This is a genomic window from Candidatus Poriferisocius sp., from assembly GCF_965208355.1.
Taxonomy (GTDB): domain Bacteria; phylum Actinomycetota; class Acidimicrobiia; order Acidimicrobiales; family Bin134; genus Poriferisocius.
The window spans coordinates 950,602-964,938 of sequence record NZ_CBDBOM010000003.1 but is presented as its reverse complement, the minus strand read 5'-3'; the positions used below and the strand labels follow the sequence as shown (position 1 = coordinate 964,938).

Here is a 14,337-nt window from a genome sequence, read left to right as displayed (position 1 = left end):
ACGGCTAGATGAGCGACGACGGCCCAGACATTCTGGGAGCAAGAAGCGACCGATCCGAGCTGCGAGAACCACTGGCCAGGTGGCTGGCCGATCGGCTCGGCGTTCAGAACGTGGACATAGGACCCTTCGAGGTGCCGTCGGGGGGCTACTCGGCAGAGACTCTGCTGTTCGACGCCGAGGTGGAACGGGGGGCGGGTTCGGCGGTCGAGCGCTATGTGCTCCGCCGGGAGCTGCCCGAGCCGCCGGTATACCCCCAGCAGGCGCCGGGCGAGCTGGATGTGGAGGTGGACATCCAGTACCGGGTCATGTCGGCGGTGGCCGACCACAGCGACGCCCCCATCGCCCCACAGGTGGGGTACGAAGCTGATGATTCGGTGCTAGGCGGGCCGTTCTTCGTGATGGGATTCATCGGCGGGGATGTTCCCCGGGAGGACCCCATCTACACCAGTGCGGGCTTCTTTTATGACGCCCGGCCCGACCAGCGCCGCCAATTGGTGGACAGGGGGCTGCGGACCATGGCCCAGATCCACTCCATCGACTGGGAAGCCGCCAGGCTCCACTGGCTAGTGGCCACCGGCGATCAGCCGGGCACCGCCACCCAGGTGCGGATCTGGCGGGACTACTCCGACCGGGAGCTCGACAGCCGAAACCATCCCGTCCTCGAAGCTGGGTTCGACTACCTCTTCGAGAACATGCCCGCCAACGACGGACTGTGTCTGAACTGGGGCGACGGACGGCCCGGCAACATCATCTGGCAGGCCTTCGAGCCGGCCTGCGTTACCGACTTCGAGGCGGCCTGCATTGCCTCGCCGCTGGTAGATCTGGGCTGGTGGCTGATGTTCGACCGATGGTCGCACGAGCACATGGGCAGCCAGCCCCGCCTCGAGGGCGAGCCGACTCGGGCTGAGCAACGTGACCTGTACGCCGCTCACTCAGGGCGCGATCCGGGAGATACCACCTGGTATGAGGTGTTCGCTGCGGCCCGCTACACCGCCATCGTGGTGAGGGTTATGAACCGCACCGTATTGCGAGGCGATATGCCAGCCGACAATCCGTTCTGGCTGGAGAACCCCTCGTCTGACTGTCTCAGAGCCCTGCTCGACGAGCTCTGAGCAACGCCCCTCTCGCGGCTAGCGGCCCACCACCCGGTCGGTCTGCTCGCGGTATTCGTAGACAAGGCGGACCAGCCAGTAGCGCATGAAGCGCTTGAAGGAGCTGACTGCGATCATCACCAGGCCGATGAACGTGAGGCTGAGCCCGAAAATGGCCGACACGATCAGATCGAGGTGGTTGGACTGATGGAGGGTTGTGCCCTCCGTGTCATAGGGCTGGCCGGTGAGGATGTATGAGGCCACGGTGAAGGCCATGCCGGCAATGGTGAGGATCAACCCGATGCGGAATACCCAGCGATCGGGATTGGCTCGGCCGCCGGAAGCCCGGAGCTTGCCCACCTCTTGGTGGAAGTCCTCCAGACGGGTGCTTTCGCCGGTGGCGTCGGTTGTGTCACTCATGGTGTCTCCTCAGGACATGCCTAGATAGGCGGCGGTCAATTCTTCGGCGATCTCATCGGGCGGCCCGGTTCGCAGAATGCGGCCGTGAAGCATGATGGCGGCCTCATTGGCTACTCCCAGAACTGCTTGGGCGAACTGCTCCACGATCAGGATGGACAGCCCGGCTTCGGCCAGGTGGGACACCTGCTCGTAGAGCTCTTCCACGATTATGGGGGCTAGCCCCATAGACAGTTCGTCCAGCATCAGAAGGGCTGGATCGGTAGCCATCGCTCGAGACATGGCCAGCATCTGCTGCTCGCCGCCCGACAGGGTGCCTGCCATCTGGTTGCGGCGCTCCTGCAAGCGGGGGAACTGGGCGAAGGCCCTCTCCTGCACGTCCTTGTAGGAGACACCGGCATAGGTACACATCCGCAGGTTCTCAGCCACGGTCAGGTTGGGGAAAATGCCCCGGCCCTCGGGGATCAAGCAGACTCCGGCCCGGGCCAAGCTGTCGGGAGAGACCCCGTTCACCTCGTGGCCGTCGAGCAGCACAGAACCCGCGTGGGGCTGTATCTGGCCGCTGGCCACTCCCAGGGTGGTGGTCTTGCCGGCACCGTTGGGCCCCAACAAGGCGTACACCTGACCGGGCATGACCCGCAGATCCACCCCGTGGAGCACATCGATGGTGCCGTAGCCGGCCCGGATGCCAACCAGTTCCAGCAGCGGAGTAGCTGTTTCGACGTTCATTCGTCCAGCTCCGCATAGGCACCCCGAAATTCGTCGCCTCCCAGGTAGGCGGCCCGCACGGCCTCGTTGGCCTGGACCTCGAAGGGGGTGCCCACCGCGATGATCTTGCCGAAGTCCAGCACATGGATGCGGGCGCACACCCCCATCACGAAGCTCATGTCGTGCTCCACTAGCAACACCGCGAGATCGTTGTCCTTGTCGGCCACCAGTTCCAACAGGAGCTGGCCGATGGAAGAGGTCTCCTCCTCATTCAGACCCGACGACGGCTCGTCCAGCAAAAGCACCCGGGGCCGACAGGCCAGGGCCCGGGCCAACTCCACCAGGCGGGCGCTGCCGGTGGGAAGGGTGCCCACGGTCACGTCGGCCACGTCGTCAAGGCCCACCTTGCCCAGCATCTCGTGGGCCACTTCGTTGACCCGCCGGTGCTTCCACTTGGCGCGGTGGTTCTTCTCCACTGCCACCCGGACGTTGTCGAACGCGCTAAGCGTGTTGAAGGCCTCCAGCTTCTGGAAGGTGCGGGCAATGCCCATCTGCGACCGCTTGGCCACTCCGGCTCGGGTGATGTCGACGCCGTCGAACTTCACCGCGCCGCTGGTAGGGGGCAGCAAACCGGTGACCACGTTGAACAAGGTGGTCTTGCCCGCGCCGTTGGGGCCGATCAGGCCGGTAACCAGGCCAGGGTCGACGTCCACTGAGGCGTCGTCGAGAGCCACCACGCCGCCGAAGCGCATGACCACCTGCTCAGCTTCGAGAAGTGCCATAGCCCTCCTTCGGCACAACGTCGTCCAAGATCCCCAGCCGTCGGTCGATGGCGATCACCTCTTCAGGGGTGAAGGGCCGCTCGATGCCCAACTCGCCGATCTCCGGTTCCCGCTTTTGGGCGTTCTCGGCGGCGATCTCGGCTCGGGCGTCGCTGCGCCACGGCAGGATAGGCGAGAATCCCCGGCCCATCTCGAAGATGGCCCCCCTCGGGTTGAACACCATTCCCAACACCAACATCCCCGGACCATAAGTGGTCAAAATCTCGAGCAGCGTGACCAGGAAATCCACGTTTCCGGCATCCTCCAGGCGATTGCCGAGCCCGTTGAACAACGGGATGAAGATCAAAAAGATGCCAGCCACCGGGATGGAGACCCCGGCGGCCGCCACCAACAACACAATGTTGAATCCGATCAAAAGGTCGAACCCCTGCACACTGTCCACGTTGCCCGACACCGTTGCCCAGAACACCCCGGCAATGCCTGCCATGGCCGCCGACACCGCATAGACCACCACCTTGGTCCACACCACCGGAATGCCCAGAGTGGCCGAGGCGGCCTGCGAGTCGTTGATGGCCATCCATCTTCGCCCGTAGCGCGACCTTCGCAGCAGCACCAGCCCGAACACAAAGATGGCAAACAGGCACACCATCAGCAGGAAGAATCCCCGCCGGTCATCGAAGGTGACGCCGAATAGCTCGATATGGGGGAACTGCCGGCCGACTCCGATAGTGGGCAAGACCCACGAGTGGGGGAAAAAGATGAGCGACATGGCTTGGGCGAAGGCCATGGTCATGAGGGCCAGATACAGGCCCCGCAACCGAGCGGCCGGCAACGCCACCAGGGCGCCGAGCGGCGCGCATAACAGGCCGACTAGGAGAATCCAATAGCCGTTGCCGGAATCCCCGGCCAGTTTGAGATAGACGAAAGCGCCAAACCCGGCAAACGCCAGGGGCGCGAAGTTGATCTGCCCCGCCCAGCCGATCAACGGGACCAATGACAAGCCGATCAGGGCAAAGGCCATGGCCTCGTTGGCCGAGTTCAACTCTCGGCTGCCCCATGCCCCTGGGTCCCAGATGCCAAAGTCCAGCCAACCTCCGGAGAATGCCACCGCCAGCAGGATGATCACGCCGCAGCCGATGAGCCCTTCCCACCATTTGGTGAAGCGCTCATGACGGCGGAGGTGGTGAGCAAGCCGGCCCACTTCCAGCCGGGCTTGGGGCAAGGCAACTACCACAAACAGCAGGATCAGCGGAGCGATCGACAGGTGGGCGAAGCGATAGTCGGGTCCGAAGTCGAGCCATGCCCCGGTGTGGGCCCGCAATAGCCCTATCAACATGGCCCCGACCACCGCCATTGGCAGATTCCTCAAGGCGCCAAAGGCAGCGGCGGCAAACGCGATGATCACCACGTTGTTGAGAGTGGCGGGATCGAGTCCCAGTTCTGGCGCAATGAGGATTCCGCCGAGAGCCCCCATCATCGAGCCCAGCGCCCACGACGTGGACGACACCACGTTGGGGCGGGCGCCGTTCAACGCGGCGAGCTCCCTATTGTCCACCACCGCTCGCATGGCTGTTCCGATGCGGGTGCGGCGCAACAAGAAACGCATGGCCACCGCGATAGCGATGGCCACCAGGAACACGATGAGCCGGTGCCAGGGAAGCTGGGACGGCCCGAGGTCGATCCCGTTTTCGATGCCGAACAGGTACGGCACTCGCCGAGGAGTGTCGGCTTCCCAGATGTCGCCCACCACTGACAACAACAGCACCATGATCGCCACGGTGACCATGAGCTGAACCACCAGCGACGCGGTTCGCAATCGTCTCATGATCACGATGTCCAGCATCACTCCCAGGGCAGGAGCAAACATTCCGACTACCACGAAAAGGGCGAGTATGGAGTGCCAGCCTCGGTTCACATGGAGTTCCCAATAGAGGAACGCGGAGAACACCCCGATGGCCCCCTGGGCGAAGTTGAACACCCCCGTGGTGGTGTAGACAACCACTAGTCCGGTGGCGTACATCGCCCATAGGGCACCGAGGAAGAGCCCGATATAGGTGGTGACCAGGAAGGTCTCGCTGGTAACCGGCGCGCCCTTCCAGTTGAAGACGGCGATGATCACCGCGACAACCGCCGCCAGTAGCGCTGCGAGCGCTACTGGCGGTCGGAGTCCCAAAAACATGGGATCTAGGCCTCTCCGGTCTGCCCCCGGAATTCTTGACTAGCCGCCGAACTCCGCGGCCCAGTCGCGAGACAGCTCGACGACATTGTCGGCGTTGCAGTCCAACTCGCCCGCTGCTTCGGGATACACCCGCACAAATTCATTGTTCTGCACCTGCATCAACATGAAGCACGGCATGATGTTCTGCGTGGTGGAGTAGTCCGCTGGGCTCCACCATCCGTTTACATCGAAGGAAGTCAAGTTGCGGGCACCGTCGAGCACTGCCTGACGGGTTAGGCCGTTGGGTCCGACCTCAGCCACGACGCCGTTGACCACATTCTCAAACAGCACTCCATCGGCCCACGAACCCGCGGCCCAGGCCGCGGGGAACGGGTTGTCTATCGCCTCCATGAAGTCGGCCAGTTCTTGGTTGTGCTCGGCCTCATCGAACGGCAGGAACCAAATCCATGTGTAGGTGCCCTCAATCACGTCCCCCGCTTCCAGGAAGCTGGGGGTGTAGCAAGCCAGCTGGCACATCCAGATCGCGTCGTCGGCATCGAATCCCTGGGCCTCAGCTTCGCTACGCCACTTGATCATGGACTGGTCGTCAGATCCGGAATAGGCGAAGTTGGAGTTGTTGTCCCGCATGATCTGGATGAATGCGCCGTACTCCGACTGGGTGGTGAAGCCACTGATGCCGGGCTCGCCGTCAATGACAATCCCGATCTCCTGGAAGGAGCGCACCTGGGGCATCGACGTGGCGATGGTCGACGGCAGGTCGGAGGGCACCAAGTACACGCCGTTGAGATCAGGCTCGATGTTCTCCTGCAACCACTGCACATGACCGACCATGCTCTGCGTAGTCCGAGCGCCGCTTCCAGCATAGGGACACTCGCTGTTGGGCCGGCTGGTGGCAAAGGTCACCACCGAGCACTGGTGAGGTGGCTCAGTGGTGATGTAGGCGAAATCGGGCACTCCGATGTCATTGCCATGGGCATCAGGGCAGGACTGCAAGTCGGTGGTATCAAGAGCGAACAGCGCTGTGGTGCCTACCAGGGCAAACGCATTTTCGCAGGCCACCAGGAAACCGTTGGTGGTCTCGGTAGGGTTGATGGCCGAGTCATGCTCAAGGACTTCGATCTGACGGCAGGCCAGACCGCCCTCGGAGTTCACGTGGTCGGCCCACGCCTTGACCCCGTCGATGGATCCCTGGAACAGGCCAGGCGCCAGCGGGGAGCCGACATCGGCCATTACCAGCACCGTGATGGTGTCGGAGGTAATTCCAATATCGGTGGCCTCGAGTTCGACGTTGGCACAGGGATCGACTTCCGGCTCCTCGGTGGCTACCGGCTCGGCCTCCTCATCGTCCATGTCGTCGTCCGTGGAATCGTCCATGGAGTCATCACCCATGTCGTCATCGCCCATGTCGTCATCCATGGAGTCATCGCCCATGTCATCGTCCATGGAATCGTCGCCCATGTCATCAGCACCCATGTCGTCATCCATGGAATCGTCCATAGAGTCATCACCCATGTCGTCATCCATGGGCTCGGGTGCCTCCGTCGGCGCGGCATCCGGGGCGGACGCGCCCGAATCGTCGTCGTCGTTGCCACCGCATGCTGCGGCGACCAGTGCGAGAACAGCCAACAGACAAATGAGCCAGCGGAAGTGCTTCACGTTTCCCCCTTCAAAGGACCGACGCGCTCTCATTTGGCGGCCGACGGTATAGCGGGTGCCAGTCTTACCCATCGCGCCACTTGCTCGCCATCTACAAGTGAGAATCCGCACACGTGGGCTTGGGTGGGCGCGGAGGGACTTGAACCCCCGGCCTCTTCCTTGTAAGGGAAGCGCTCTTGCCATCTGAGCTACGCGCCCGGTGAGACGGCCAGACTAGTGGCGCCCCTTGGCTGCTCCCGCACCAATAGCGGCTGGGTCGTCGGCGCCAAAGGTGCGGCGCTGGACCAAGGCCTCGTCCAGCAGCGGCGCGGTGGCGGCCACCACCGGATAGCGCCTCTCCGTCAGATCATCGGGCAGAAGGGGTCGTCCCCAAGCCTCGCCCATGGCCACCCCGGCTTCTGCACACACCAAAGCGGCCCCTAGATAGTCCCAGGTGGAGTGCCCCTCATTGGTGCAGTCGATGTAGGCGTCGAGCACGCCCTCAGCTACCGCGCACATGTCCAGGGCGATCGACCCCAGCACCCGGTATTGCCTCCACCCCAGATGACGGGGAGGAATGTAGGTCAGCCCCACCGTGGCCTCCCCCAGACTCTGCTGTTCTGACGGCCCAGATCCCCTACCTCGATCGCCCCCAGTCGGCGGGGTCAGCGGGCGGCCGTCGACGGTGGCCCCTCCGCCCCTAACGGCCCGGTAGGCCTTGTTGCTCGCCAGGTTGAGCACCAGCGCGGCCCGCATGCCCTCGGAATCGACTGCGCAGAAGCTCGTGGAGAACCACGGCAGTCCTCGGGCCGCATTGGTGGACCCGTCCACCGGATCGAGCACCACAATCAGATCTCGCTCGGGGCTGTGCGATCCCGATTCTTCGCTATACACCCCGAAGCCGGCCTCCAAGAGAACTTCGCAGGCCGCGTCATCGGCGGCCACGTCAAAGCTGTACTGGCCTTCTCGGGCACCGGTGAGCCGCCCTCCGTCGATTTGAGCTACGGCTCCGGCCACCCGGGCCGCGGCCTGGTCGAAGACCGTCAGAATTCGGTCGTTGTTCACCGGGGTGAAACTACCGCCAGCAGATAGCGATGGTGAGTCATTGCGTGGCAGTGTGGGACTCTTGGCTGCCGTCGATATCGCAACCTTCGTCGCCGATCTCAAGGACCACGCCGCTGACCACGGCTTCCATGTCCACGATGATCGCCATTTCGTGGAGACCTACTCCATGCGCCAGGCGTGGGAGGTAGACCTGCACCCCGCGGCTGCCTGCGGCGGCCCGCTCGACGTGCACATCACCTTGGAGGTGGATCCCCGGGTGATGCTGAGCTTCGAGGACCATCTGATGGAGCTGCCCGAAGGGGTGGATCCCTCAGACGACTTCAAACTGCCCCTGGTGGTGTCTTGGAGCCTGCCGCCGCTACCCGATGGACCCGACCTTTTGTTGTTGGCCACCGAGCTGGCCGGTATCGGCGGCATGGAGCTGCCCCTTGACGTGTCGGCCATCGACGCCTATGCCGCGGTAACCGACGCTCCGGAGCGGAGCATCACCATCTCGGCTCGGGTGGAGGTGTCGATCAGCGGCATGTTCACCGGCAACGAATGCCTCGGCGGCGTTATGCCCAAGGTGGCCGAGATAAGCGAATTCCTGCTGGACCGGGCACCAGCCTGGCTGGGCGACATCTGAGCACATCTGGATATATTCGAATTGCTGCTGGAGCCGCCGGTTGAACCGGTGGATATCTTCGGTAACGAATCGGTAACATTGTTAAACCATGGTTCGTCAGCTCAAGCTCATCGTTGCGCCGGAAATCGACGGCAACGCGCGCAGCTGGCGCAATTTCCCTGGTCAAGTACTGATCGTGACGGTGGCCGCACTGATCTACTTCGGTGTGCGAATGGCCACCAAAGGGGCTGAGGTCGCCGCATTCAAGAACGCCTACGACCTGCTGACATTCGAGTCCACTCTGGGGTTGGACTTTGAGGCTTGGTCTCAGTCGGCCGTGCTCGACTACCACTGGCTGGTCACCTTCTTCAACTGGGTGTACATCTGGCTGCACTGGCCGGTGATCATCGGCGCCTTGCTGCTGCTGTACCACTACAACCGCAGCCGCTACACGCTGATGCGCAACGCCATGATCGTCTCCGGCGCGCTGGGCCTGGTGTTCTTCGCCTTCTTCCCGGTGGCTCCGCCCCGATTCTTCGACGGTTTCACCGACACGGTCACCGAGTTGTCCACCTCCTACAAGTACCTCCAGCCCCCGTCGGTAGTGAACAAGTACGCCGCGTTGCCCAGCTTCCACGTGGGATGGAACGTGCTGGCCTGCGTGATCCTGTTCCGCACTGTGAAGTCGATCCCGGTGCGCATCTTCGCAGTGGCCTCCCCTCTGCTGATGTCGGTGGCGGTGGTACTCACCGGCAACCACTGGGTGATCGACGGGTTCGTGGGCATTGCCCTGGCCATGATCGGCCTTTACGTCGCCCATCGCCTGGGCTGGCACACCCGCCACTGGCAGGAACCAGGCGAGACCGGGGAAAAAGAGGTGGGCCCGGCGGGGATCGAACCCGCGACCGAGCGATTATGAGTCGCCTGCTCTGACCACTGAGCTACGGGCCCGCCGACAGCCTATTGGGCGGGCCCCCCGCACTGGCGCCGGTTTGGCTCCGGGGGTGAGACTCGAACTCACAACCTAGCGGTTAACAGCCGCTTGCTCTGCCGGTTGAGCTACCCCGGATCGACTGGCAATTCTACTCCCCCAGCCGGTGGCCTCAACCATCCAATTGGCTGGCTACAGGGGAATTCCGCCCTCCTTACTCATCCAATACGACGGCCAACACTGAAATCACCACGAGGGGAACACCCACCCACTGCAACCCGCCGAGTTGTTCGTCGAACAAGAACCAGGCCCACATGATGGCGAGGCCCGGGGCGGTCATGTTTAACAGCGAGATCGACCGCAACGACACGTACCGATGGCTGTAGTTGACCATTAGGTGGGCCATTCCCGCGGTCACCGCCATAGTGCCGGCTACTCCCCAACTCCAAGCGTCGCTGATTATCAGGGGGTCGAACGACAACAGCGAGATAGGCAGCATGAACCCGGCGGAAACGGCTGACCATCCGGCCTGGTACTCCAGTGCGGTCAAGTGGTTGCGGGCGATGCGGGATGCGATCAGGTAACCGGAGAATGCAAATACGGCCACTACCGCCAGCACATCGCCCGACAGCGATCCACCACCGGTGCCCTCCGAACGACCCATCAGCATCATCGCCATCCCGGCGATGGCCACCGGCGTGGCCACGATCACCCGGAAGCTGATCTGCTCCTTGAATACCTTGCTGGCCGCCCACAGCAGGAAGATCGGGGCGGTGGCGCCAACGACCATGGCATTGGCCACCGCGGTGGTCTTGATGGCGGTGAAGAACGTGATGGCGTTGACCGTGAACGCCATCCCGCCGGCCAGGGAGTGGCGCAGCACCCGGCGGTCCAGCCGACCGCCCCGCAGGTACAGCGCGGCCACCGCCCATATCGCCGCGCCCAGCACCCGCCAGAAAGCGAACGGCAGAGCGCCGAACTCGTTGTCGCGGACGAATACCGGCCCCCAGCTGAACAAGAAGATGCCGACCGCCGCGGCCCACATGCCCAGGCCCAGACCGGCTCTGGCCGACGCCGCGCCAGCCGCGCCGGGTTCTGAGACTGGGGGTGAAGGGCTAATCGGAAGCCGATGCGATCAGGCCGAGCACCCTATTGGGGTCGAGCGGCTGGCGGTTGGGGTAAACCCCGAAGGGGGCCAGAGCGTCGGCCACCGCGTTGAACACCGCCGGGGGCGCTCCGATCGCCCCGCCCTCGCCGGTTCCCTTGTGCCCACCGGGAGTGTCGGAGGGCACCACCACGTGGCCGGTCTCCAAATCGGGGACTTCGGCTGCGGTGGGCACCAGATAGTCGAGGAAGGTGGATGCCAGCGGATTGCCGTTCTCGTCGTAGACGCAGTGCTCGTAGAGCACGCCGCCGATTCCCTGTACCACTCCCCCGGCGATCTGGCCGTCGACCACCATGGGGTTGATCAATACCCCACAGTCCTCGCTCACCACGTAGCGCAGCAGCGTGACCTTGCCGGTGTCGGGATCCAGTTCGCAAGTGCACATGTGGCACGCGTTGGAGTGGGTGGTGGGCGGGGCCTTGTAGCGGGCGGTGTGCTCGAGGCCGGCCTCGGTCCCCGGCGGCAGGGCATCGGAGTTCTGATAGGCCGTGGCAGCCACTTGCGCCATCGTCATCGAAGCCGCGGGCGTGCCCTTGACCGAGATGACTCCGTCGGCCACCTCCAAGTCGTCGGCGGAGGCCTCCATCAGGTGGGCGGCGATGGCCACCACTTTCTCCCGCACCCCCGACGCCGCGGCTCGGGCCGCGCTGCCGGCGATGACCGCCGAGCGGCTGCCGCCGGTGCCGAACCCGTATCCGGAGCCGTGGCCCTGGTGCAAGGTGACGTCTTCGGGGCGCACCCCAAGCTCGTCGGCCACCAACTGGGCGATGGTGGTCTCCAGGCTCTGGCCGTGGGAACCGGTGCCCATGAACACGTTGACGTGGCCGTCAACCTCCACCCGCAACATGGCCGACTCGGTGCCCAGCGGCCCCATGCCCATCGACGTGGGCTCGATGTACAGGGCCATGCCGAGCCCGAGATAGCGGCCCTGTTCGCGGGCCTTGGCCTGTTCGGCCCGGAAGTCGCCATAGCCGATCATCTCAGCGGCCTGCTCCAGGGTCTGGTCCGGCGAGATGGTGGTCTCGAAGAAGAGCCCAGTGGGCACCTGGTAGGGCAGATCGTCGGGCTTCAGCACGTTGCGGCGGCGCAGCTCGAGGGGGTCCATGCCGATCTCCCTGGCCACCCGGTCGATCATCTGCTCCCGGGCCACGCTCTCCATCTGCCACGGGCCCCGGTAAGCCCCCCGGCCGCATGTATTGGTGTGCACCGTGCGAGCCCGCCAGCTCACCGGCCCCATCCGGTACGGACCGGGAAAGAGCATGGTGGTCATGGCGCCCGGGCCGGACATGCCGCCCAGCGGGAAGGCACCGTCGTCTTGGAGCTGGTCCAAGTCGGCGGCCAAGAAGTTGCCCTCCTCATCCACCGCCATGGACACGGCAATCTGCTCGATGCGGGCGTGGTTGGAGGCCAGCAGGTTCTCGCGGCGGTCTTCGATCCACTTCAGTGGGCTGCCCACAAGCTTGGCCGCCACCAATACCGCCATGTCCTCGCGGCCCAAGAACATCTTCTGGCCGAAACCACCTCCCACGTCGCCGAAGTGCACCACCATCTTGTGCTCGCCGATGCCCAGCACCCGGGCCCCAACCAGTTGCATCTCATGGGGGCTCTGGGTAGAGGCCCATACCTCCATCACTCCGGCGTGGGGCTGCCAGGAGGCCACGATGCCCCGGGTCTCCATCGGGACGTTGGTCTGGCGGTGCTGGTACCAGGTCTCGGTGATGATTTGGGCGGCGTTCTCGAAGGCCTCCTGCTGGGCCGGGTTGGGCACGGGCAGGTCGTGAGCCAGGTTGCCGCCCAGTTCGGGATGGACGTGGTTCTCAGAGTCGGCCGCGGTCTCGTAGTCCACCACCGGTTCGAGCGGCTCAAATTCCACGTCTACCAAGTCGAGGGCGTCTTCGGCGATGTAGCGGCTTTCGGCCACCACCATCACATAGGGATCGCCCACGAAGCGCACATCGCCGTCGGCCAGCATGTTGGCCGGAGGCGCAGGCGAATCGGGCGGGACCATCGAAGACCGCAGCGAATCGTTATAGGAGTTGAGGTCGGCGGCGGTGAACACGGCGTGGACCCCGTCGAGGGCCTCGGCCGCCGAGGTGTCGAGATGGGTGATGGTCGCCCGGGCCAGGTCGCTGCGCCCGAAGGCCACGTGGAGCATGCCGGGCAGCATGATGTCGTCCACATACCGGCCATGGCCAGTGACCAGGCGAGGGTCTTCCAGCCGCTTTACCGACTGGCCGACGTAACGGGCGGCGGCTGCTGTGCTGGCCATTACTCCCCTCCCCTCATGACGGCGGCGGCTTGGCGGGTGGCAGCCACGATGCCCTGGTAGCCGGTGCAGCGGCAGAGGTTGCCGGCAATCCCGTGGCGGATCTCATCGTCTGTCGGATCGGGGTTGGCCTCCAAGAAAGCGGTCACCGATATCACAAAGCCAGGGGTGCAGAACCCGCACTGGAGGCCGTGGCAGTCACGGAACGCCTCCTGCACCGGGTGGAGCGTCTCGTCGTCGGGGGCGAGCCCCTCCACGGTGGTGATGTCAGCGCCTTCGGCCTGCACCGCGAACAGCAGACAGGACCGCACGGCCTCGCCGTCCATCAACACGGTGCACGAGCCGCACACCCCGTGCTCGCAACCCAGATGGACGCCGGTGCATAGGGCCTGTTCCCGTAGGAAGTCGGCCAGCGTCAGCCGGGGCTCACCTATACCTCGGCGGCTCCGGCCGTTGACGGTCATGGAGAGGGGGATCTGATCAGCCATTGCCATCCTCCGTGGTCACCTGCGCCAGCGCATCGGCCAGTACCCGGCCCACCAAGGTGGAACCGGCCCGGCGGCGGTATTCGGCGCTGGCGTGGACATCGCCGATCGGGTCCATGTCGTCGGCAGCCAGACGCCCGATCTCTGCGGGGTCGGCGTCGGCGACGGCCAACCCCGTCAGCGCCGCCTCCACCGACGATGCCCGCAGTGGAGTAGGGCCCACGCCCAGCATGCCCACCGCAGCCCGGTTGATGCGCCCCCTAGCGTCGGTGCCGATGCCCACCGCGGCGCCGGCCAGCGCAAAGTCGCCGCTGCGTCGGGCGATCTCGTCGAAGGCGAAACCGGCCGGTTGGTCCCAGGCTGAGAATCGCAAGGCGGTCAGCAGCTCGTCGGAGGCCACCGCAGTCATAAAGGTCGACTCGAAGAACTCGGCGGCCGGCACCTCACGGGTGCCCGATGCCGAGGCGATCTCGGCGGTGCCGTCCAGAGCCAGCATCACCGCGGGGTACTCCGAGGCCGGATCGGCGTGGGCCACCGAGCCGCCGATGGTGCCCCGGTTGCGGATCTGGAAGTGGCCGATGTGGGGGGAGGCCAGGTGCAACAGCGGCACCCGTTCGGCCACTGCGGCATCGGTCTCCACGGCTGCTTGGCGGGTCATAGCCCCGATGCGGACCCCGCCGTTGTCGGCTGCCACCCCGAACAACTCGTCCACCCGGTTCAAGTCCACTATGTGCTCGAATCGGGTGAGGCGCATGGCCAGCATGGGCACCAGACTCTGTCCCCCAGCCAACGGTTTGGCGTCGTCGCCGTGCTCGGCAAGCAGCCCGACCACGTCGGCCACCGTCTCCGGAGCGTGGTATTCAAAAGGAGCAGGTTTCACCGCCGGGGACTGTAGCCCGCCTCGCTGAAGGTGTCGCAGAAGTAGCTGGATTGAGTGCCTGCACACCACAGCGTTCTGACGAGAGTGCTCGGCCTGCCCCAGGGACGGGGCGTTCTGGCAGACTGGGGA

13 protein-coding genes and 3 tRNA genes are annotated in these 14,337 nt (G+C 64.6%); 3 read left to right on the top strand and 13 right to left on the bottom strand.

Annotated features, from left to right (window positions below):
• Nucleotides 1-8: 8 nt before the first annotated feature.
• Nucleotides 9-1,112: a phosphotransferase family protein gene (locus ACOGXH_RS05750; protein ID WP_419928154.1), complete on the top strand. Its 1,104-nt coding sequence runs from the start codon at nt 9-11 to the stop codon at nt 1,110-1,112.
• An 18-nt stretch (nt 1,113-1,130) separates the two neighbouring features.
• Here ACOGXH_RS05750 and ACOGXH_RS05745 read toward each other — a convergent pair whose 3' ends face one another.
• The 7 genes from ACOGXH_RS05745 to ACOGXH_RS05715 all read right to left on the bottom strand — a co-directional run bounded on the left by ACOGXH_RS05745 (nt 1,131) and on the right by ACOGXH_RS05715 (nt 7,877).
• Nucleotides 1,131-1,511 (bottom strand): hypothetical protein, encoded by a 381-nt coding sequence (locus ACOGXH_RS05745; RefSeq protein WP_419928153.1) that lies wholly within the window; start codon nt 1,509-1,511, stop codon nt 1,131-1,133.
• A gap of 9 nt (nt 1,512-1,520) precedes the next feature.
• A complete protein-coding gene (locus ACOGXH_RS05740) occupies nt 1,521-2,237 on the bottom strand; it encodes an ABC transporter ATP-binding protein (RefSeq protein WP_419928152.1) in 717 nt (238 codons plus the stop codon).
• Nucleotides 2,234-2,998: an ABC transporter ATP-binding protein gene (locus tag ACOGXH_RS05735; RefSeq protein ID WP_419928151.1), complete on the bottom strand. Its 765-nt coding sequence runs from the start codon at nt 2,996-2,998 to the stop codon at nt 2,234-2,236. The genes ACOGXH_RS05740 and ACOGXH_RS05735 overlap by 4 nt, the downstream gene beginning before the upstream one ends.
• Nucleotides 2,979-5,177, bottom strand: a complete 2,199-nt coding sequence (locus ACOGXH_RS05730) for an ABC transporter permease (protein ID WP_419928150.1) — start codon at nt 5,175-5,177, stop codon at nt 2,979-2,981. The genes ACOGXH_RS05735 and ACOGXH_RS05730 overlap by 20 nt, the downstream gene beginning before the upstream one ends.
• A 39-nt stretch (nt 5,178-5,216) precedes the next feature.
• A complete protein-coding gene (locus ACOGXH_RS05725) occupies nt 5,217-6,866 on the bottom strand; it encodes an ABC transporter substrate-binding protein (protein WP_419928149.1) in 1,650 nt (549 codons plus the stop codon).
• A 91-nt stretch (nt 6,867-6,957) separates the two neighbouring features.
• Nucleotides 6,958-7,031 (bottom strand) — tRNA-Val (locus tag ACOGXH_RS05720).
• Between the two features lie 15 nt (nt 7,032-7,046).
• On the bottom strand, nt 7,047-7,877 hold the full coding sequence (locus ACOGXH_RS05715; protein ID WP_419928148.1) for an inositol monophosphatase family protein: 831 nt from the start codon (nt 7,875-7,877) through the stop codon (nt 7,047-7,049).
• A 52-nt stretch (nt 7,878-7,929) separates the two neighbouring features.
• Here ACOGXH_RS05715 and ACOGXH_RS05710 point away from each other — a divergent pair, with 52 nt between their 5' ends.
• The gene (locus ACOGXH_RS05710) at nt 7,930-8,502 is read left to right on the top strand and encodes a hypothetical protein (RefSeq protein ID WP_419928147.1); all 573 of its coding nucleotides are present in this window, start codon (nt 7,930-7,932) and stop codon (nt 8,500-8,502) included.
• A gap of 88 nt (nt 8,503-8,590) precedes the next feature.
• Nucleotides 8,591-9,400 (top strand): phosphatase PAP2 family protein, encoded by an 810-nt coding sequence (locus ACOGXH_RS05705; RefSeq protein WP_419930330.1) that lies wholly within the window; start codon nt 8,591-8,593, stop codon nt 9,398-9,400.
• Here the strand turns inward: ACOGXH_RS05705 and ACOGXH_RS05700 are convergent.
• From ACOGXH_RS05700 to ACOGXH_RS05675, 6 genes are all read right to left on the bottom strand, one after another.
• Nucleotides 9,360-9,432, bottom strand: a tRNA-Ile gene (locus ACOGXH_RS05700). The two genes, ACOGXH_RS05705 and ACOGXH_RS05700, sit on opposite strands and share 41 nt — an antisense overlap.
• Nucleotides 9,433-9,474: 42 nt before the next feature.
• A tRNA-Asn gene (locus ACOGXH_RS05695) sits at nt 9,475-9,550 on the bottom strand.
• A 76-nt stretch (nt 9,551-9,626) separates the two neighbouring features.
• A complete protein-coding gene (locus ACOGXH_RS05690; protein WP_419928146.1) occupies nt 9,627-10,457 on the bottom strand; it encodes a DMT family transporter in 831 nt (276 codons plus the stop codon).
• Nucleotides 10,458-10,527: 70 nt separating this feature from the next.
• Nucleotides 10,528-12,846 (bottom strand): xanthine dehydrogenase family protein molybdopterin-binding subunit, encoded by a 2,319-nt coding sequence (locus tag ACOGXH_RS05685; RefSeq protein WP_419928145.1) that lies wholly within the window; start codon nt 12,844-12,846, stop codon nt 10,528-10,530.
• Nucleotides 12,846-13,331 carry a (2Fe-2S)-binding protein gene (locus ACOGXH_RS05680; RefSeq protein WP_419928144.1) on the bottom strand — a complete coding sequence of 162 codons (486 nt, stop codon included), beginning with the start codon at nt 13,329-13,331 and terminating at the stop codon, nt 12,846-12,848. The genes ACOGXH_RS05685 and ACOGXH_RS05680 overlap by 1 nt, the downstream gene beginning before the upstream one ends.
• The gene (locus ACOGXH_RS05675; RefSeq protein WP_419928143.1) at nt 13,324-14,208 is read right to left on the bottom strand and encodes an FAD binding domain-containing protein; all 885 of its coding nucleotides are present in this window, start codon (nt 14,206-14,208) and stop codon (nt 13,324-13,326) included. The genes ACOGXH_RS05680 and ACOGXH_RS05675 overlap by 8 nt, the downstream gene beginning before the upstream one ends.
• Nucleotides 14,209-14,337 lie beyond the last annotated feature (129 nt).